The following is an 18,534-nucleotide window of genomic DNA, read 5'->3' on the forward strand; positions in this document are numbered from 1 at the left end:
ACAACAAGGAGCACCAGAGATGCATCACGCTGACCCGGCACTGAAAGCGGTCATTGAAGCCTGCGATCGCGCTATCTCGCAGGAAGATTACGATACCCTGATGAGTTATTACGCAGAAGACGCCGCGCTGGTTGTCAAACCGGGCATGGTGGTCAGAGGGAAAGAGAATATCCGCAAAGCCTTTATCGCCATTGCCGACTATTTCCAGCACCGACTGGTGGTGACTCAAGGGAAAATGGAGGTTATTGAAGGCGGCGGCAATGCGCTGGTGATTATGGAGACCCGGCTGGATATCCCGACTGCGGACGGGATATCCCAGGTCACGCGACGCGCCACCTATGTCTTTCAGAAGCAGGGCGAACGCTGGCTGTGCACCGTCGATAACTCCTACGGCACCGACCTGCTTGATGATTAAATGCCCGCCCCCTGGCTAAAGTGTTCTTCGCCGAAGACGCCGGTGGAAAGGTAACGATCGCCGCGATCGCAGACGATCGCCACCACCACCGCGCCAGGATTTTCGCGGGCTATGCGTAACGCGCCCGCTACCGCGCCGCCCGAACTGACGCCGCAGAAAATGCCTTCCCGCACCGCCAGCTGACGCATGGTGTTCTCGGCATCCTGCTGATGAATATCCAGCACCGTATCCACCAGCGAAGCGTTAAAGATCCCCGGCATATACTCTGCCGGCCAGCGGCGGATCCCGGGAATACTGCTCCCCTCCTCCGGCTGCAGGCCAACAATGGTCACCGGTTTACTCTGTTCACGCAGAAAACGTGACACGCCGGTAATGGTGCCGGTGGTCCCCATACTGGAGACAAAGTGGGTGATACGCCCCGCGGTCTGCTGCCAGATTTCCGGCCCGGTGGTGGTGTAGTGGGCGTAGGGGTTATCCGGGTTGTTAAACTGATCGAGCAGTTTGCCTTCTCCGCGCTGGGCCATCTCCAGAGCCAGGTCGCGGGCACCCTCCATCCCTTGCTCTTTGCTGACCAGGATAAGCTCGGCGCCGTAAGCGCGCATCGCGGCCCGACGCTCCTGGCTCATGTTGTCGGGCATCAGCAGCTTCATCCGGTAGCCTTTCAGCGCGGCGATCATCGCCAGCGCAATACCGGTGTTGCCGCTGGTCGCTTCGATCAGCACGTCGCCGGGCTGAATTTCGCCGCGCTTTTCCGCTTCGACGATCATCGACAGCGCGGCGCGATCTTTCACCGAGCCGGCCGGATTATTGCCTTCGAGTTTGACCCACACTTCGCTGCCGTTGTCCGGTCCCAGACGCTGAAGTTTGACCAGTGGGGTATTGCCGATGGTTTGTTCGAGTGTATTCACGATTTTTACTCAATAAAAAAGCCGGGCGGCGCTTCGCTTACCCGGCCTGGCAGACGCGTGATAATTCCAGACCGGGTAAGCAGAGCCTCACCCGGCAAAAGCACATTGATTTAAGCTATCAGGCCGACTCCGCCAGAGCAAGCTCGCCGCGCGGCTCGATACGCTCGGTACCGTTGTACAACCGCGCGTTTTGCAGCCCGACGAACAGCCGTTCGCCGCGGGACGGCGCCTCATCGCCCGTTAACACCACGCTCAGCGGTTCGTCATACCACCCCAGAGGCTGAACGACTAATTGGGTGTAGTGCCCTTTCGGACTGGCCTCCAGGACCTGCACCGGCAGCGGCGAATCCAGGCTGGTCCGCCGGCTGATGTCCACTTCCCATGGGCGCAGGAACAGGTCCACTGGCCCCTGGTATGCCGGGGTATAGCCTAACGGCCAGCGGTGGGCGCCGACGTGGAACTGTCCACCGCGGATGACACCCTGCAGGCGGTTCACTTCCCCCATAAACTCCAGCACGAAACGGGTAGACGGCTCACGCCATACGCGCTCCGGGGCATCGGCCTGTTCGATGTTGCCCTGGCTCATGACCACCACTCGGTCGGCAACTTCCATCGCCTCTTCCTGATCGTGGGTGACGAACACGCTGGTGAATTTCAGCTCTTCATGCAGCTGACGCAGCCAGCGGCGCAGCTCTTTACGCACCTGCGCATCCAGCGCACCGAAAGGTTCATCCAGCAGCAAAATTTGCGGCTCCACCGCCAGGGCGCGCGCCAGCGCCACGCGCTGCTTCTGGCCTCCGGACAGCTGCGCCGGATAGCGATCCGCCAGATGGGCCAGCTGCACCATCTCCAGCAGTTTGGTCACCTTGGCTTTAATCGCCGCCGCATTGGGGCGTTCGCGGCGCGGCAGCACGGTCAGGCCAAAGGCGATGTTATCGAACACCGTCATATGGCGGAACAGCGCATAGTGCTGGAAAACGAAGCCCACTTTACGGTCGCGTGCGTGCATCCGGCTGACGTCGGTACCGTGGAAGCGGATATGACCGCTGGTCTGATGCTCCAGACCGGCGATAATTCGCAGCAGGGTGGTTTTTCCGGAGCCCGAGGGCCCCAGCAGCGCAACCATTTGTCCGGAAGGGATATCCAACGAGATATCATTCAGCACCTGGGTGCGACCAAACGATTTCTTAATATTGGCAATCTCAATGCTCATGATTTCCCTCCTGTTGCGCGCGTTCTTTCTGATTGGCCAGACGCCATTGCAACATACTCTTTAAAAACAGGGTCAGAATAGCCATTAACGTCAGCAGGGCGGCGGCGGTAAACGAGCCGACGGTGTTGTAATCCTGCTCCAGTAGTTCAATTTGCAGCGGCAGCGACAGCGTTTCGCCGCGGATCGAGCCGGAAACCACCGACACCGCGCCAAATTCGCCGATGGCGCGGGCGTTGGTCAGCACCACGCCGTACAGCAGCGCCCAGCGAATATTGGGCAACGTCACCCGGCGGAACATCTGCCAGCCGGACGCGCCCAGCAGCACCGCGGCCTCATCTTCATGACTGCCCTGACTCATCATCACCGGCACCAGCTCACGCACCACAAACGGACAGGTAACAAAGATGGTCGCCAGCACCATGCCCGGCCAGGCGAACATGATTTGCAGATTATGCGCGTCAAGCCAGCCGCCCAGCGGACCGTTAGAGCCGTAAAACAGCAGATACACCAGACCGGCCACCACCGGCGAGACGGCGAACGGGATATCCAGCAACGTCAGCAGCAGCTGGCGCCCCGGAAAGGTAAAACGTGTCACCAGCCAGGCTAGCAAGGTACCGAACACCAGGTTCACCGGTACGGTAATCAACGCAATCATCACCGTCAGCCAGATGGCATGCAGCATGTCCGGGTTCGCCAGGTTTTCCAGCACCGGCATCAATCCTTTGCTGAAGGCCTGGATAAAGATGTAGAGCATCGGCACCACAAGGATGAAGGCGGAGACCAGCATCCCGACGCCAATCAGAAACCATTTTCCCCAGTTGATACGGGGCGCGTCGTAGCGTTTCAATTGAGTAACTTCCGCCATTAGTGACCTACCACGCGTCGACCAAAGCGACTCTGCAGGGTATTGATGGAAAACAGCAGCACCAGTGAGGCGGCCAGGATCACCGAGGCGATGGCGCTCGCCGCCGGATAGTCAAACTCCTGCAGACGAATAAAGATCATCAGCGACGTCACTTCCGTCTTCCACGCGATGTTGCCGGCGATAAAAATCACCGCGCCGAATTCGCCGAGGCTGCGGGTAAACGACAGAGCAATGCCCGCCAGCAGCGCCGGCGACAGCTCCGGCAGCACCACCTTGCGGAAACTCTGCCAGCGCGTGGCGCCCAGCGTTTCCGCCGCTTCCTCATACTCGGGCCCCAACTCTTCCAGCACCGGCTGCACGGTGCGTACCACAAACGGGATGCTGGTGAAGGCCATCGCCACGGCGATGCCGAGCCAGGTATAGGTGACTTTAATATCGAACTTCGCCAGCCATTCCCCGTAAATACCGTTCACCGAAAACAGCGAGGCCAGGGTCAGACCGGCTACCGCCGTCGGCAGCGCAAACGGCAGGTCCATTAAGGCATCCAGCAGCGTGCGGCCCGGAAAACGATAGCGGGTCAGGATCCAGGCCATCAGCAGACCAAAGACGCCGTTAAAAATCGAGGCCACAAACGCCGACAGCAGCGTCACCTTATAGGCGGCCACCACCTGCGGGTTGGTGATCACATCCCAGTACTGCGCCCAACTCATCTGCGCCAGCTGCATCACCAGCGCGCTGAGCGGTAATAACAAAATCAGACAGACAAACAGCAGGCTGGTGCCAAGGCTCAGGGTAAAGCCCGGCAGCACGCGCTTGGACGACACAGCAAACATTACTTACGCCCCGCCGCCAGCAGTTTGTCCAGTTCGCCGCCGCTGGCGAAGTGGGTTTTCATTACCTCAGGCCAGGAGCCAAACTTATCTTCCACGCGGAACAGCTCGGTCTGCGGGAATTTATCCTTCAGAGCATCCATCACTTTCGGGTTGTTTACCCGATAGTAGTAGTCGGTAATGATAGTTTGCGCCTGTGGCGTATAGAGCCAGTTCAGGTAGGCTTTCGCCGCCTTTTCCGTGCCATTGGCTTTGACGTTTTTATCGACCCAGGCTACCGGGAACTCCGCCAGAATGTTGGTTTTCGGGATAACCACTTCAAATCCCTGCGCCTCATACTGCTTGCGAATATTATTCACTTCCGATTCGAAGCTAATCAGCACATCGCCGAGGCCGCGCTCGGCGAAGGTGGTGGTCGCTCCGCGCCCGCCGGTGTCAAAGACTTCGACGTTCTTGAGAAACTGAGTCATAAACTGTTCGGTTTTAGCTTTATCGCCGCCATCAGCTTTATCTGCCGCGCCCCATGCCGCCAGGTAGGTGTATCGGGCGTTACCCGAGGTTTTCGGATTCGGGAAGATCAGCTTAACGTCAGAGCGAACCAGGTCGTTCCAGTCATGAATGTTTTTCGGATTGCCTTTACGCACCAGGAAACCCATCGTCGAATAGAACGGTGAGCTGTTGTTCGGCAGACGGCTTTGCCAGTCGGCCGGGATCAGGTTGCCTTTGTCATGCAGGATCTGCACGTCCGTCACCTGGTTGTAGGTGACCACGTCCGCCTTCAGGCCCTGCAAAATAGCCAGCGCCTGCTTGGATGAACCGGCATGCGACTGCTTGATGGTCAGCTTGTCCCCGCCATTGTCTTTCGCCCACTGCTGCTCAAAAGGCGGGTTAAGGGCGGCAAACAGCTCGCGGGAGACATCATAGGAGCTGTTCAGCAGCTCCGTCGCCTGCGTCTGCGCCACCAGCAGCATGGAAGCCGCCAGCGCCAGATATCCTTTTTTCAGTGATTTAACGGCCATTGCGCACCCTTATCAACGTTGAACATTTTCTGATGATCATCATATTTATAACGGGTACGAAAGGAGTAACGGTTTTATATACCGTTTGGCGATTTGGAAGTCGAAAAGGGAATAAGCAACTGGCAAAGCTTAGCTGAAAGCGGCTCGCAGATTAGACGGGTCATTGTGACAAACGGCAGCCAGGCGCGCACTGTGTTTATATGAAAAACACACAGATATTTGCTCGTCAGCTCAGACGTAGCTTAACGCCCGCAGAACGTCGACCAGGGTACTGACTGCGCAACCGCCGTTTTGCTAGCGATACATTTCGCCGTCAGCACCCCGTTGCCCCCTATATTCTCGATTTCGCCTGCTGCGCAATACGGCTGGCGATTGAACTGGACGGCGGCCAACACGATGACGCCGCACCCGCTGGCAACAGAGCGAGGGATGGCGAGTTTTACGCTTCTGGAATAATGAGTTTGAAGAGCATGGTGATGCGGTGATGGAGGGGATACTTGAAGCGCCTGAGTCGCCGATGCCCTCACCCCTCCCCTCTGACTGAGGGAGAGGGAGTAAAAGAATCCGCACGCAGATTCCATAGCCGCACCTTACCGTCCCCTCTCCCCTTTGGGGAGAGGGTTAGGGTGAGGGGAAAAATTACAGCGCCTGGATACGCTCCAGCGACGGCGCGAAGTAATACCCGCCGGTCACCGGTTTGGTGAAGCGCAGCATCGCGTCGCGTTTACCGTCGGTATCGCCAAACATGCTCAGCAGCTGCTGCTCGATGTTATACAGGCGTGCGCAGTAAGCGCAGAAATAGAGGCCATGGGTGCCGCTGGCGGTGCCGTACGGCAGGCTCTGACGGACGATTTTCAGCCCTTTGCCATCTTCTTTTAAGTCCACGCGGCTCAGGTGCGACGTGACCGGACGTTCATCGCCATCGATCTCTTCGTTAGCGTCTTTAGTACGGCCGATCATCATCTCCTGATCCGGCACGCTCATGCGGTTCAGCTGTTTGAGATTATGCTCCCAGCGCTGGACGAACACGTAGCTGCCGCCCGCATCCACGCCGTCTTTAATGACCGCCACTTCGCGGCGGGTTTCTTCCCCCGCCGGGTTTTCGGTGCCATCGACGAAGCCGCTGAGGTCACGCTCTTCCACCCAGCGGAAGCCGTGGATCTCTTCTTTCACGTCGATAGCGTCGCCAAAGGCGGCCAGCGCGGCCTGCGCCACCGAGAAGTTAACTTCATGACGGGCGGATAAAATATGAATCAGCAGGTCATACTGGGTGGACGGCGCCAGCCCTTTGCCATAGACCGGGAAATCTTTTAACTCATCCGCCCCTTCGCCGCCGCTCAGCTGACGCCAGACGTTATTGCCGAACGCCACCACCGCACCGAGTTTGGCGTCGGGGAATTTAGCCTGGAAGGTGGCCACGTTATCGACAAAAATTTTGCTCGCTTCGCGCAGGGCGTTAACGTCCCCTTTGACATTGGCTTCAATCCAAATCGCCGCGCGGCAATGTTCCGGCAAAATGCCGCTCTGAACCTGAGACATCGCTCCTCCTGAAATGATGCAACCACAACGCTGTCGCGTTGCTAACGCGCCATTGTAACCGTTTTTCAGAGCTGTCGTGTCTCTTCAGATCAATTTAGCGACGCCAGATAATCTTGCTGACCTTCCAGTTTTTCAGCGTATCGTCGGAGGGCATCAGCTCGTCCGGACCGCTCCAGTGGCCAGTGAAGGCATAGCTGATATGCTGGCTCCCCTCGGCCTGACACTCGACGACCGCCCCGTTGTCATGGCTGCCTTTCTGGCAGTTGCCGAAGGCTTTGCTGTACAGGTCGCTAAACGGTGTGCCGATTTTCACGCCGCTGGCGGTTTTGATATCCGCATCACGCACGTCAATCCGGCTGATAGCACCGTTGTCGCCATTGATGGTCAGCGCCACGCTGTTGTTTTTCAGGGCTTCAAAGTAGTGGACGATATTGCCCTTATCGGTCTTCATTCCGCTGCGTAAACGGTAGTCGCTGCCCAGCGCATCGCTAATCGCCTGTTCATTGAGCGGCGTGGAAGCCGTCAGTTTACCCACTCCCTGCTCGGTCACCTCGGTGGAAGCGCCAAACCAGTTCCACGGATAGGCCGCCGACCAGTTGACTGCGCTCATCGTGGAGCAGCCGGTCAGCGCCAGCGGAAGCGCCAGCGGAAGCGCACAGAGCATTACACGTAGCGATTTCATATCTCAATCCTTTCTGAGTCATTCAACGCATGTTGGAGTTCACGATCGGCAAAAAGTGCCATTAAAAGGTGGTCTGGTGAAAACAGGCGCCCAAGCGACGGCTGGTTAACAGCCACCACAGGGCATAGCCATCCGCGACCAGCAGCGCAATGGTCAACGAGGAGGGAGATTCGCCGCTCAGCCATAGCATCGGCTGCCACAGCAACAGCAGCACTTGCGATAGCACCAGCAGCCAGCGCATCGCCCGCCACAGGCGCGGCAGGCGCTGACGATAGCCGCTAAGCAGAAAGGCCAGCACCGCCGGCACGCCTGGCAGTAAACCAAGCCAGAAGCGCTCGTGATCGGGATAGAACAAATTAAGAATCGCGTCGCCCTGCTGGCGCGATGCGCCGGCCATCAAAAACAGCACCCACGTGCGGGCCTGCAACAACAGCACGCACCAGAAAAGCAAAGGCAGGCGCAGACGGCCATGGGCATCAAAATCGGCGGGGATAAACTCAGTATTCTTCATCTTCGATCAGGCGCTTGCCCAGGGTCAGGACATCGGCGTACTCATAGCCCAACCGCTCGTACATTCCCTGCACCACGTCGTTGTCTTCACGGACCATAATGTTGATTTTCGGGCAGCCGCGGGCAATCAGCTTTTTCTCCAGACGGTTGAGCAGCGCGTTCGCGATACCCCGGCCGCGATATTCCGGATGGACGCCGAGATAATAGGCCGATCCGCGATGACCGTCATATCCGCCCATCACTGTGCCGACCACTTCGCCATTCACTTCCGCCACCAGAAACAGGCTGACGTCGTGATTCAGCTTGCGCTCAATATCCATCTCCGGATCGTTCCACGGGCGCAACAGATCGCAGCGCTCCCACAGCGTCACAACCTCTTCGAAATCCTGCTGGCGAAAAACGCGAATCTCCATGGTATTCCCCACCATTGACGGTTAAAAACAGTGATTATGGCGCGAATATAACTGATAGCCAATATCAGGCGAAATCAGCGACAAAAAATGGCATAATATGACTTTGTCATGTATTGAAATGAAAAGTAAAACAATTCTTATTTTGAATGGTCGTAACGGCAAACGCGATACGATATAACATTGGACATCACTTGTTTACAATTCAGGCCGAATGAGCACTTTTAAACCCTTAAAAATACTTGCTTCGCGCCGTCAGGTGCTGAAAGCCGGGCTGGCTGCGATGACGCTGAGCGGCGTCGCCTCACAGGTCAGCGCAAAAGAACAGCCACTGAAAACGTCAAATGGACATAGCAAACCCGCCGCCAAAAAGGCCGGGGGTCGCCGGATTGTAATGTTAGATCCGGGCCACGGCGGCATCGATACCGGCGCTATCGGCCATAACGGCTCGAAAGAGAAGCATGTGGTGTTGGCGATCGCTAAGAACGTGCGCAGCATTTTGCGCAGCAACGGCATCGACGCCCGCCTGACCCGCACCGGCGATACCTTTATCCCGCTGTACGACCGCGTGGAGATCGCCCATCAGCACGGCGCCGATCTGTTTATGTCAATCCACGCCGATGGTTTTACCAACCCGAGCGCCGCCGGCGCCTCGGTGTTCGCCCTGTCAAACCGCGGCGCCAGTAGCGCCATGGCGAAATACCTCTCCGATCGCGAAAACCGCGCCGATGAGGTCGCCGGTAAGAAAGCGACGGATAAAGACCATCTGCTGCAGCAGGTACTGTTCGATCTGGTGCAGACCGACACCATCAAAAACAGCCTGACGCTGGGCTCGCATATCCTGAAAAAGATCAAGCCGGTACATAAGCTGCACAGCCGCAATACCGAGCAGGCGGCGTTCGTGGTGCTGAAGTCACCATCCATACCGTCTGTGCTGGTGGAAACCTCGTTTATCACCAACCCGAACGAGGAGAAACTGCTCGGCACCACCGCCTTCCGGCAGAAAATCGCCACCGCGATTGCCAACGGCATTATCAGCTATTTCCACTGGTTCGATAACCAGAAAGCCCATTCGAAGAGACGTTAATGAAACCCGATGCCGCGCAGGTAAAAACTTTTCTGCTCCAGCTCCAGGACAACCTCTGTCAGCAGCTGAGCGCCGTGGATGGCGCGCCGTTTATTGAAGATGCCTGGCAGCGGGAAGGCGGTGGCGGCGGACGCAGCCGGGTGCTGCGCGAAGGCCGGGTGTTCGAGCAGGCGGGGGTCAACTTTTCCCACGTCCATGGCGACGCCATGCCTGCCTCCGCCACCGCGCACCGCCCGGAGCTGGCCGGACGCAGTTTTGAAGCCATGGGCGTCTCGCTGGTGGTTCATCCGCTGAACCCCTACGTGCCCACCAGCCATGCCAACGTGCGGTTTTTTATTGCCGAAAAGCCTGGCGCCGACCCGGTGTGGTGGTTCGGCGGCGGCTTTGATTTAACCCCTTACTACGGCTTTGAAGAGGATGCCGTCCACTGGCATCGTACCGCCCGCGATCTGTGTCTGCCGTTCGGCGAGGAAGTCTATCCGCGCTATAAAAAATGGTGCGATGATTACTTCTATCTCAAGCACCGCCAGGAGCAGCGCGGCATCGGCGGTCTGTTCTTTGACGACCTGAACACCCCGGATTTTGACCACTGCTTCGCCTTTATGCAGGCGGTCGGGAACGGCTATGCTGACGCCTATTTACCTATCGTCGAACGCCGGAAAGCCACGCCGTACGGCGAACGCGAGCGCCACTTTCAACTCTACCGTCGCGGCCGCTATGTCGAGTTCAATCTGGTCTGGGACCGCGGCACCCTGTTCGGCCTGCAGACCGGCGGGCGTACGGAGTCGATTCTGATGTCGATGCCGCCGCTGGTGCGCTGGGAATATGATTATCAGCCCGAGCCCGGCAGCCCCGAGGCGGCGCTGAGCGAGTTTATTCAGGTGCGCGACTGGCTGTAACGGCCGGATGGCGGCTGGCCACCCGGTAGCGGAGTCTCTTCCCTCACACCCACTGGCGCAGGCGATGGTGCAGCGTCATCGACGGTTTCTCAGCAAACAGCTGCTGATAGTCGGTGGCGAACTGCCCCAAATGCCAGAATCCCCACTGCATGGCCGCCTCCTTGACCGTCTCGCGCTCTGACCAGGGGCTTATCAGCTCCCGACGCACGGCGTTCAGGCGGATCCTTTTGAGCCAGGCGTTAGGACCAATCCCCAGAATCGCATGGAAGGCGTTTTGCAAGGTGCGACGGCTGACGTACAGCTGCTGGCACAGATCGAGAACGGTTAACGGCTCCGCGCTGTTTTCCAGCACATATTCGCGCGCCTGCGCCAGCAGGCGGCGGTAGCTCTGGTGGCTGACGCTCTCTGCACTTACCATCGGCTGCGCTTCTTCCAGCATCGTGCCCATCGCCAGCAACAGATTATCCCGCAGGACTTTACGCACGGCCGGCTGATGAAGGGTATCCGGATGCTCGCTAAAGGTGGCCAGCGCCTGCTGGACAAACCCCCACAGCGCGGCCTTATGCGGCTCGCGGACCGCCAGCGCTGACTGGTTGCGTAGCATATGCAGCACTCGCTCCGGGTGGTGCAGGAAACTGGCGTGACGCGCAATCACCTCCTGCGAAATCACTACCCCGAGAATGGTGTAATCATCCGGCGTGCTGAGCTCGAACTCCGTACCGCCGGGACGGGTGGCGATTTCTGCCCGGCCCAGACACTGCGAGCCGATAAAACCTTGTTCACCCCGGGTCGCCGGAATGCCAAACCAGAAGGAGTTCGGCCAGACCAGGCAGGACTGGCGCAGCGCCAGCCCGGTATATTCGCGGAAGACCTGGATCTCATCAAGCAGGATTTCGGTAAACTCGCCGCGAAACTGCCCCGGATGCAGCTGATCGTAGATCTGTTGCCAGGCGGTAATGGTCAGGGCGTGCTCATACACATCGGTTGTGTGTCGTTGATGAATATTGTCAATTTCAACCTGAGGCGTCAGCCTGGTGTCTTCCGGCAACGCCTCGCAACAGAGATGGTGCAAATTTGCAGAACGACGCTTTTTCATAATCGTTAAAGCCGGGGGCAAGCCGCTCCCGGCACCTCCGACAGGTTATGGATTTTTGAGACGATAGCGGCTACTGCGTTTTCGTAGCGTCCCTGCGGAAAAGAGCTGCTCCAGCGCCTGGCGGGCCTTATCCAGCGGCCAGGCAAAATGCGCGGCGACCTCGCCGGCCGTCATGCCCTGACGAACTGAAGCCAGCAGCGTCAGTAAGGCTTCCGATGAAGCCGGGTCAGCAGGCGGCATGGGCGCTGGCGGCGGTGGCTGAAAACCGCCGATCAGCCGCTGGGTATCCTCTTCCGGGCGGCCAATTTCCCGACGGCTGATCACGCAGCCGGTCCGCCGGGCAGCGGCGGCCCCGGCATCCAGCGCGGCGCGGCAGGCCGCCAGGTCGCCCTCCACCACCAGCGTTAACCTGCCCGGGTCGAGCACTTCATGACTAAGCAGGCGCACATTGGCCGCCTTAAGCATGGCATCCGCAGCGTCTATAGCCGCGACCATGCCCTCCACTTCGAGCAATCCCAGCGCATTGATCATCGCTCCCTCCATTACGCACGCTGTACAGGATGACGGGCAATATCGAGAACGGCATCGGTAAAGGCATTGCAGGCGGCTTTACAGGCGGCCTGGCTTCCCGTCAAAAAGGCGGCCGAATAGTTGGTTTCCGATGGCGGCGGGACGTAGGTCACCAGCTGAACGTCGGCCGACTTCATCGCCGCATCGATACCAAACGTCGCCTCCAGCGGCGGCGCCACCAGATAAGCGATCGGATCGCCCAACGCGATGCCAGCGGCCGATGAAAGATAAGAGCCGGTACGCGACACCACGTGCGCCAGAAAGGCGGTATCTTGCGCGTCGTTAGCCCACTGGAATGCCGCCCCACCTTCAATATGCGCCATCATGGCATCCAGCCCGGCGCGAACTTCCGCCGGGTTCGGGCCGCCAAGCATGATCAGTACTTCGCCGGCGGTAGGCGACGGACCATGGGCCGCGCCGGCGTAGAGGGAGCGGCCATAGACCACCTCCACCATCGCCTGCTTTGTCGCTTCGTCGGCGGCAATATACGTCACATCGTCAGAATCTGCCGTGATGAGTCCGAGGCTACGTATATGCGACGGTAATTTAAGCTCGCGCGCGAAACCGTCATTCACCGAGGCAATCACGCGCATCGCGGTGACCGAGGGTCGAATCAAATCTAATGCTGGCATGATGCCTCCTTAACGGCTCATGTTGATGCCGGAGGCTTTCTGCTCCAGCATGCGTTTGGCTAAATCCACGATCACCGCGGCGGCTTCTACCGGCGGGGTGCCGCCCTGGTGGATATTGGAGATACAGGTCCGGTCGGCCTCGACGGTGGTCGCCACCCGCGGGGAGTACACCGCGTAGCAGGAGAGGCTCTCCGACTGGCCGAGCCCCGGGCGCTCGCCAACCAGCAGGATCACCACCTTCGCGCCGAGAATCTCGCCGATCTGATCTTCAATCTTGACGCGGCCATAGCGCACGAAGAACGGCGTCCCGACCTTCAGACCCGCCTGTTTCAGGCCGGCAAGCAGCGGCGGCAGGATCTCTTCGTAGTTGGCGGTGATGGCATCCGTCGACAGACCATCGGAGACCACCACCTGCACATCCGGATCCATCACGCACTGCGCCTTCAGCGCATCAATCGCTTCCGGACTGAGGCGACGGCCCATATCCGGACGCGTCAGGTAGAGGTTCTTATCGCTAATCTCGGAACGCACTTCCAGCAGCCCCTGCGCTTTCACCCACGCTTCCGGCACCTCTTTGAGCACCGTGTCTTTCGAGCGCGAGTGATCGGCCAGGAAGCGCAACAGCGCCTGAGTGCGCGGACGCGGGCCGGCGCGGCCGGTGCAAACGCGCGCCGCGGTACTGCGTTTCAGTTCAGTCAGTACTTCGGCGCGGTGCGGATGTTGTACGCCAATCCAGGCTTTCGCTTCCGCTGAGCCCAGGTCCAGCGCGCAGCTTTCCACCACCGCTTCGCTGGCGCAGGCGGCATGGCAGGCCGGCGTCGACGCTGCGGGGGCCTGCGGCTGCGACTGTGGTTGTCCCATCGACGCCATTACGCTGCGTACAATGTCTTCAATCTGTTTTTGATCCATGATGTGTCATCCCCGCGTCATCAGAAGAACAGTGACGGATCGCCCGCCCGTTTGGTCAGGCGACCATTTGCCATAATGCCCATCGTTTCCAGCCAGCGTTCAAACTCCGGCGACGGCCGCAGGCCCAGCAGCTGGCGCACGGTCGCGGTATCGTGGAAGGCGGTGGTCTGGTAGTTGAGCATGATGTCGTCGCCGAGCGGCATGCCCATGATGTAGTTGCAGCCTGCGGTCGCCAGCAGGATCATCAGGTTTTCGTTGAGGTTCTGGTCGGCATCGGCATGGTTGGTATAGCAGCAGTCGCAGCCCATTGAGATGCCGCTCAGCTTGCCCATAAAGTGGTCTTCCAGTCCGGCGCGAATGATTTGCCGGTCGTTATAGAGATACTCCGGCCCGATAAAGCCCACCACGGTGTTGACGAGGAACGGATCGTAGTGCCGCGCCAGGCCATAGTTACGCGCTTCCATGGTCACCTGGTCGGCGCCGAAGTTAGCGCCAGTGGAAAGCGCCGAGCCCTGCCCGGTTTCAAAGTAAAGACAGTTCTCCCCGGCGATGCGGTTAAACTCCGCCCCCACCGCCCGCGCTTCATCGAGCATCGCCAGCTCGACGCCGAACTCTTTAAGCCCTTTTTCACTGCCGCAGATGCTCTGGAAGATAAGCCCCCCCGGCGCGCCGCGGCGGATGGCTTCAATCTGGGTGGTGACGTGCGCCAGCACGCAGCCCTGGGTCGGGATGTTAAACTTGTCGATCACCCCGTACACCGTATCCAGCACCCGGCTCAGGTTCTCCACGTCGTCAGTGACCGGGTTGACGCCAATCACCGCGTCGCCCGCGCCGAAGGAGAGCCCTTCATAGATTTGCGCGGCAATACTCTGCACGTCGTCGCGGGTATCGTTCGGCTGCAGGCGGCAGCTAAAGGTCCCCGGCAGACCGATGGTGGTATTGGCTTTTTTGATCACCGGCATTTTTTTACCGCCGTAGATCAGATCGGCGTTGGAGCAGATCTTGGCCACCGCAGCCACCACCTCGGAGGTCAGCCCTTTGCGGACAAAGGCGATATCGTCGCTGGTGACCTCGTCGTTGAGCACGTATTCCCGCAGGTCGCTGATGGTCCAGTGTTTAATCCGCTGATAGGCGGTTTCGTTCACGTCATCCTGGATCAGGCGCGTAACGCAGTCCTCCTCATACGGGATCACCGGGTTATTACGGATATCGGCCACCGTCATATCGGAGAGCACCTGCTTGGCGGCCACGCGCTGCTGCGAACTCTCCGCCGCTACCCCCGCCAGCACATCCCCCGAACGCAGTTCGTTGGCTTTCGCCAGCACCTCTTTTACATCCTTAAACTGATAAACATTGCCGAACAATGTGGTCTTTAGTTTCATAAGTCGTTCCCTCAGGAAGGAAATGCGAGTGATTTCACCGTCACCGGCACAACCGATCCGCCAAAAAGAGGCGTACCAATGTCGATATAGTCTCCCGCCCGGATGCTCACCTCATCGATGACCGCCAGCGGAAGGTGTGGAAGCTGTGGCCGCAGCAGCATGCCCAGCGCTTTGCCAAAATCCTGCTCGGCCACCAGCAGCAGCGGACGGGGATTGGGAAAGCGGGCGACAAACGCCAGCAGGGCGTCAATTACGGTCAGTAAGGTGGCGTAGCGCACCGGAAGTGAAGCGGGAAGCGCCAGCACGTAAGCGTCCTCCTCGGGAGCCAGATCGAGCTGCGTCAGCGCCTGGAGCCAGGCGTTCGGCAGATCGGCGGCATCCTGCGGGATAGCCACCGGCAGATTGCGCAGCGGCAATGGAACCCCCTCCAGCCAGATGGTGCTCCCGGACAGGGACAGCGTATGCGCCCCGGCGCCAATCACCGTGGCGCGCACGGTTTGCGTCGGAAACTGCACGTTCATCTCACGCAGGCGCGGATGCTCATGCAGGGCCGTGGCCAGCAGCGGCCCGATATCGGAAAAACAGAAAGGATCGGCGGGCTGATGGCGGTAGCACTCCCCCACTCCGCCGGAAAGGGTAATCACCTCCGGCTGAATACCCGCAGGCAGTACTTCGGTTTGCATCAGCCCCTGCGCCAGCGGTGAGAGGGTGCCGTCGATCACCTCGACGATCAGCGCCGCCATCCGGCTCGCCACCTGCGCCAGCTGCCCGGCGGTCAGCGCCAGGGCGTTAGTGCCGGAGCCAAAGAGCGCATCGACAATCCGCTGCCCCGGCGGGTGCGCGTGGACCACGCGCCCCTGAGCGTCGGTTTCCAGCAGGCGGCCGCCGACGTTGAGGCAGGCGGTGGCGCTGACGTTTCCGGCGTCAAACAGGGCATAGTTCGAGGTACCGCCGCCAATATCGATATTGAGCACCCGGCACATCCGCTGCCGGGACAGGGTCTGCGCCCCGGCGCCGTGTCCGGCAATGACCGACTCCAGATGCGGCCCGGCGCTGGCGACGACAAAATCGCCCAGCGACTGCGAGAGCGCCATCACCGCCGGGCGGGCATTGCGGGTTTTCGCGCTTTCGCCAGTGATGATGATCGCCCCGGAATCCACCGCTTGTGGAGCGATCCCTGCTGCCCGGTACTGAGCCAGAATCAGCGCCTCAAGCTCGGCCTCTTTCAGTTCTCCCTGTTTATCAACCGGCGTAAAGAAGACCGGGCTTTGCCAGCTAATGTCGCGTTTGATGAATTCATAACGCGGCACCTGGGAAACCGCCGCGCGGTTCACCAGCTCGAGGCGCGAGAAGATCACCTGCGTGGTGGTGGTGCCGATATCAATACCGACGCTCAACAGCTGGCGCGTGTTCACGAGTGCGCCTCCGCTTCGTTGTTGGCAGGCGCCGGTACGTTTTCATCTTTTGGCACCAGCAGCATCGCCACGCCAATCGCGGTAACGCCGCCGACCAGCTTGCCGACAATCATCGGAAAGATCATGGCGTTCATATTGGCCGCCGCAAAACCGAGATGGTCGCCGAGGGCGAACGCCGCTGACACCGAGAAGGCGCAGTTGATCACTTTCCCGCGGGTATCCATCTGCTTCATCATGCCGAACATCGGGATATTGTTCGCCAGGGTAGCGACCATGCCGCCGGCAGCCATATTGTTGATTTTTAGCAGATTACCAACGCGCATCAGCGGTTTTTCAAACCAGCGGGTCAGCAGGAGCACCATCGGGTAAGCGCCGAGCAGCACGCAGGAGATAGAGCCAATGACTTCGATGGCGCGCATCACCTCGCCGGGCTGGTCGCCAGGCGCCATAAAGATCGGATCGAGCCCCGGGATCAGCTCCCAGCCGAGCAGGAACTTGATCACCGCCGCCGCCAGGCCGATGGTGATCAGCGCCACGAGGAATTTGGCGAAGATCTGGAAGCCGTTGATCATTTTTTCCGGAATAAACTTCAGCCCCAGCGCCACCAGCACGGCGACGATGATCACCGGGATCATATTCATCAGGATCAGCGCGAAGGTAAACTCTACCGGCTGGCCGTTGATCTCCACCCCGGAATACATCGCCACCAGACCGCCGGCGATACAGCCGATGGGAATGGTGACAATGCCCGCCAGCACGCCGAGCGCCAGCCAGCGGCGATCGGTTGGTTCGATAATGCCGAGCGCCACCGGAATGGAGAACACAATGGTCGGACCCATCATAGAGCCGAGGATCAGGCCTGAGTACATCCAGGCCGCCACGTCGCCGCCCGCGAGTTCTTTAGCGAGGAAGAAACCGCCCATGTCGCACGCCAGCAGCGTGCCGGCGAACATCGACGGGTTGGCGCCGAGCATCTCATACAGCGGAATAATCACCGGACCAAGCAGATGAGCCAGCACTGGCGCCAGGGCGGTCATCCCGACCATCGCCAGGCCCAGCGCGCCCATCGCCATAAACCCTTCTTCAAACTGACCGCCGGATCCCTCAATGCTTTTCCCCAGTTTGCCGAGAAAGCGCGCCGAGCCGCCGAACTGCGACAGGATCCTGTCCACGGCGGCAATCAGCATAAAGAACATCATGATGTACATGATGATTTCGTTAATTCCCATAGCCCTTACTCCCTGTCATTTATGATTTGTAGATACTGTGAATACCGGGACATTAGCCGCACTCAGGCGACTTTCCCGGGCCGCGGCGTGAACGCCTTACCCGGGCTACGGCATAGCAGACGGCTGTGATCCTGTAGCCCGGCTAAGCGCAGCGCGAGCCGGGAAAGCCACAGCCACACGCCTCCGGGAAAATCGGCATTTATTGCGCCGCCGCGTACAGCTCGATAATCTGCACCCGGCTGGCGGTGCGTGGATTGGTGCGCAAACAGATGTCCTCCTGCGCCGCTTGCGCCCAGGCGGCGTAGTGCGCGGACGTCGCGCCAGCCTCCGTCAGCCGCATCGTCAGACCGACCTCGGCGATCAGCTCGCGCACGGCGGCGATAGCCTCGCGGTCATCGGTTTTCTTGCCGGTTAACGCCCGGCCGATCTGGCTGAAGCGCGCCCGGCGCACCATGCGGTTAAACTCCATCACCGTTGGCAGCAGCATGGCGTTGGCCAGACCGTGCGGAATATGCAGCGCCGCCCCCGGCTGATGCGCCATGGCATGGCATAGCCCCAGCCCGGCGCTGGAAAACGCCATCCCCGCCATGCAGGAAGCCAGCAGCATGTTCTCCCGCGCCGCCAGATCCTGACCGCAGCCCACCGCTTTCGGCAGCGCCTCGCCGATCATGGCTATCGCCCCCATCGCCAGACTGTCGGTAAACGGCGTGGCGTGGCGGGCGCTGTAGGCCTCGACGGCGTGGGTCAGCGCATCAATCCCGGTCATTGCCGTGATATGCGGCGGGACGCCCTCGGTCAGCGCGGCGTCGAGGATCGCCACATCCGGCATCAGCGAGGCATGCGCCAGCACCTGTTTGCGTCCACTCACCGCATCGATAATCACCGTCACATTGGTGGTTTCAGACCCGGTGCCAGCGGTGGTCG

Annotated in this window: 20 protein-coding genes and 1 pseudogene; 4 read left to right on the forward strand and 17 right to left on the reverse strand. The window is 59.7% G+C overall.

Going from position 1 to position 18,534, the window contains the following annotated elements; all coding sequences use genetic code 11:
* Positions 1-19: 19 nt before the first annotated feature.
* Positions 20-415 carry a YybH family protein gene (locus KHQ26_RS19165; protein ID WP_004174913.1) on the forward strand — a complete coding sequence of 132 codons (396 nt, stop codon included), beginning with the start codon at positions 20-22 and terminating at the stop codon, positions 413-415.
* Here the strand turns inward: KHQ26_RS19165 and cysM are convergent.
* From cysM to cysP, 5 genes are all read right to left on the reverse strand, one after another.
* A complete protein-coding gene (gene cysM, locus KHQ26_RS19170) occupies positions 412-1,323 on the reverse strand; it encodes a cysteine synthase CysM (protein ID WP_004145610.1) in 912 nt (303 codons plus the stop codon). The two genes, KHQ26_RS19165 and cysM, sit on opposite strands and share 4 nt — an antisense overlap.
* A gap of 118 nt (positions 1,324-1,441) precedes the next feature.
* Positions 1,442-2,536 (reverse strand): sulfate/thiosulfate ABC transporter ATP-binding protein CysA, encoded by a 1,095-nt coding sequence (gene cysA / locus KHQ26_RS19175; protein ID WP_002913623.1) that lies wholly within the window; start codon positions 2,534-2,536, stop codon positions 1,442-1,444.
* Positions 2,526-3,401, reverse strand: coding sequence for a sulfate/thiosulfate ABC transporter permease CysW (gene cysW, locus KHQ26_RS19180; RefSeq protein ID WP_002913625.1), 876 nt, complete (start codon positions 3,399-3,401; stop codon positions 2,526-2,528). Before cysW ends, cysA begins: the two co-directional genes overlap by 11 nt.
* Positions 3,401-4,234, reverse strand: coding sequence for a sulfate/thiosulfate ABC transporter permease CysT (gene cysT, locus KHQ26_RS19185; protein WP_020803944.1), 834 nt, complete (start codon positions 4,232-4,234; stop codon positions 3,401-3,403). The genes cysW and cysT overlap by 1 nt, the downstream gene beginning before the upstream one ends.
* Positions 4,234-5,250: a thiosulfate/sulfate ABC transporter substrate-binding protein CysP gene (gene cysP / locus KHQ26_RS19190; protein WP_004185040.1), complete on the reverse strand. Its 1,017-nt coding sequence runs from the start codon at positions 5,248-5,250 to the stop codon at positions 4,234-4,236. The genes cysT and cysP overlap by 1 nt, the downstream gene beginning before the upstream one ends.
* 200 nt (positions 5,251-5,450) lie before the next feature.
* Here cysP and KHQ26_RS19195 point away from each other — a divergent pair.
* A pseudogene (locus KHQ26_RS19195) lies at positions 5,451-5,794 on the forward strand (endonuclease domain-containing protein).
* 95 nt (positions 5,795-5,889) lie between these two features.
* Here KHQ26_RS19195 and KHQ26_RS19200 read toward each other — a convergent pair.
* From KHQ26_RS19200 to KHQ26_RS19215, 4 genes are all read right to left on the reverse strand, one after another.
* Complete coding sequence (locus KHQ26_RS19200; protein ID WP_020803947.1) at positions 5,890-6,789, reverse strand: Dyp-type peroxidase; 900 nt, start codon at positions 6,787-6,789, stop codon at positions 5,890-5,892.
* A gap of 94 nt (positions 6,790-6,883) precedes the next feature.
* Entirely contained in the window at positions 6,884-7,471 is a 588-nt protein-coding gene (locus KHQ26_RS19205; RefSeq protein WP_004174910.1) for an RpoE-regulated lipoprotein, read from the reverse strand.
* 61 nt (positions 7,472-7,532) lie between these two features.
* Entirely contained in the window at positions 7,533-7,982 is a 450-nt protein-coding gene (locus KHQ26_RS19210) for a DUF2919 domain-containing protein (protein ID WP_002913635.1), read from the reverse strand.
* Positions 7,969-8,394, reverse strand: coding sequence for a GNAT family acetyltransferase (locus KHQ26_RS19215; protein WP_002913637.1), 426 nt, complete (start codon positions 8,392-8,394; stop codon positions 7,969-7,971). Before KHQ26_RS19215 ends, KHQ26_RS19210 begins: the two co-directional genes overlap by 14 nt.
* Before the next feature lie 211 nt (positions 8,395-8,605).
* Here KHQ26_RS19215 and amiA point away from each other — a divergent pair, with 211 nt between their 5' ends.
* Both amiA and hemF read left to right on the forward strand, forming a co-directional pair.
* Complete coding sequence (gene amiA, locus KHQ26_RS19220; RefSeq protein ID WP_002913639.1) at positions 8,606-9,478, forward strand: N-acetylmuramoyl-L-alanine amidase AmiA; 873 nt, start codon at positions 8,606-8,608, stop codon at positions 9,476-9,478.
* Entirely contained in the window at positions 9,478-10,377 is a 900-nt protein-coding gene (gene hemF, locus KHQ26_RS19225) for an oxygen-dependent coproporphyrinogen oxidase (RefSeq protein ID WP_002913641.1), read from the forward strand. Before amiA ends, hemF begins: the two co-directional genes overlap by 1 nt.
* 43 nt (positions 10,378-10,420) lie before the next feature.
* Here hemF and eutR read toward each other — a convergent pair whose 3' ends face one another.
* From eutR to KHQ26_RS19265, 8 genes are all read right to left on the reverse strand, one after another.
* A complete protein-coding gene (gene eutR / locus KHQ26_RS19230) occupies positions 10,421-11,473 on the reverse strand; it encodes an HTH-type transcriptional regulator EutR (protein ID WP_002913642.1) in 1,053 nt (350 codons plus the stop codon).
* 45 nt (positions 11,474-11,518) lie between these two features.
* Complete coding sequence (eutK, locus tag KHQ26_RS19235; RefSeq protein WP_004174907.1) at positions 11,519-12,004, reverse strand: ethanolamine utilization microcompartment protein EutK; 486 nt, start codon at positions 12,002-12,004, stop codon at positions 11,519-11,521.
* An 11-nt stretch (positions 12,005-12,015) separates the two neighbouring features.
* A complete protein-coding gene (gene eutL / locus KHQ26_RS19240; protein ID WP_004174905.1) occupies positions 12,016-12,675 on the reverse strand; it encodes an ethanolamine utilization microcompartment protein EutL in 660 nt (219 codons plus the stop codon).
* 9 nt (positions 12,676-12,684) lie between these two features.
* Positions 12,685-13,584, reverse strand: coding sequence for an ethanolamine ammonia-lyase subunit EutC (eutC, locus tag KHQ26_RS19245; RefSeq protein ID WP_004174901.1), 900 nt, complete (start codon positions 13,582-13,584; stop codon positions 12,685-12,687).
* Positions 13,585-13,604: 20 nt separating this feature from the next.
* Positions 13,605-14,966 (reverse strand): ethanolamine ammonia-lyase subunit alpha, encoded by a 1,362-nt coding sequence (eutB, locus tag KHQ26_RS19250; protein ID WP_004174900.1) that lies wholly within the window; start codon positions 14,964-14,966, stop codon positions 13,605-13,607.
* Positions 14,967-14,977: 11 nt separating this feature from the next.
* A complete protein-coding gene (gene eutA / locus KHQ26_RS19255) occupies positions 14,978-16,381 on the reverse strand; it encodes an ethanolamine ammonia-lyase reactivating factor EutA (RefSeq protein ID WP_004174899.1) in 1,404 nt (467 codons plus the stop codon).
* Positions 16,378-17,610, reverse strand: coding sequence for an ethanolamine utilization protein EutH (eutH, locus tag KHQ26_RS19260; RefSeq protein WP_004149260.1), 1,233 nt, complete (start codon positions 17,608-17,610; stop codon positions 16,378-16,380). Before eutH ends, eutA begins: the two co-directional genes overlap by 4 nt.
* Before the next feature lie 199 nt (positions 17,611-17,809).
* Positions 17,810-18,534, reverse strand: a 725-nt coding sequence (locus KHQ26_RS19265; protein ID WP_211777935.1) for an iron-containing alcohol dehydrogenase, incomplete at its 5' end; no start/stop codon positions are given.

It is taken from the genome of Klebsiella sp. 10 (assembly GCF_018223925.1).
Taxonomy (GTDB): Bacteria; Pseudomonadota; Gammaproteobacteria; order Enterobacterales; family Enterobacteriaceae; genus Klebsiella; species Klebsiella pneumoniae.

Bases quoted from the DNA above. Each gene is read 5' to 3' on its own strand.
- KHQ26_RS19165 (WP_004174913.1), top strand. From the start codon at position 20: ATGCATCACGCTGACCCGGCACTGAAAGCGGTCATTGAAGCCTGCGAT.
- cysA (WP_002913623.1), bottom strand. From the start codon at position 2,536: ATGAGCATTGAGATTGCCAATATTAAGAAATCGTTTGGTCGCACCCAG.
- cysW (WP_002913625.1), bottom strand. From the start codon at position 3,401: ATGGCGGAAGTTACTCAATTGAAACGCTACGACGCGCCCCGTATCAAC.
- cysT (WP_020803944.1), bottom strand. From the start codon at position 4,234: ATGTTTGCTGTGTCGTCCAAGCGCGTGCTGCCGGGCTTTACCCTGAGC.
- cysP (WP_004185040.1), bottom strand. From the start codon at position 5,250: ATGGCCGTTAAATCACTGAAAAAAGGATATCTGGCGCTGGCGGCTTCC.
- KHQ26_RS19200 (WP_020803947.1), bottom strand. From the start codon at position 6,789: ATGTCTCAGGTTCAGAGCGGCATTTTGCCGGAACATTGCCGCGCGGCG.
- KHQ26_RS19205 (WP_004174910.1), bottom strand. From the start codon at position 7,471: ATGAAATCGCTACGTGTAATGCTCTGTGCGCTTCCGCTGGCGCTTCCG.
- KHQ26_RS19210 (WP_002913635.1), bottom strand. From the start codon at position 7,982: ATGAAGAATACTGAGTTTATCCCCGCCGATTTTGATGCCCATGGCCGT.
- KHQ26_RS19215 (WP_002913637.1), bottom strand. From the start codon at position 8,394: ATGGAGATTCGCGTTTTTCGCCAGCAGGATTTCGAAGAGGTTGTGACG.
- amiA (WP_002913639.1), top strand. From the start codon at position 8,606: ATGAGCACTTTTAAACCCTTAAAAATACTTGCTTCGCGCCGTCAGGTG.
- hemF (WP_002913641.1), top strand. From the start codon at position 9,478: ATGAAACCCGATGCCGCGCAGGTAAAAACTTTTCTGCTCCAGCTCCAG.
- eutR (WP_002913642.1), bottom strand. From the start codon at position 11,473: ATGAAAAAGCGTCGTTCTGCAAATTTGCACCATCTCTGTTGCGAGGCG.
- eutK (WP_004174907.1), bottom strand. From the start codon at position 12,004: ATGATCAATGCGCTGGGATTGCTCGAAGTGGAGGGCATGGTCGCGGCT.
- eutL (WP_004174905.1), bottom strand. From the start codon at position 12,675: ATGCCAGCATTAGATTTGATTCGACCCTCGGTCACCGCGATGCGCGTG.
- eutC (WP_004174901.1), bottom strand. From the start codon at position 13,584: ATGGATCAAAAACAGATTGAAGACATTGTACGCAGCGTAATGGCGTCG.
- eutB (WP_004174900.1), bottom strand. From the start codon at position 14,966: ATGAAACTAAAGACCACATTGTTCGGCAATGTTTATCAGTTTAAGGAT.
- eutH (WP_004149260.1), bottom strand. From the start codon at position 17,610: ATGGGAATTAACGAAATCATCATGTACATCATGATGTTCTTTATGCTG.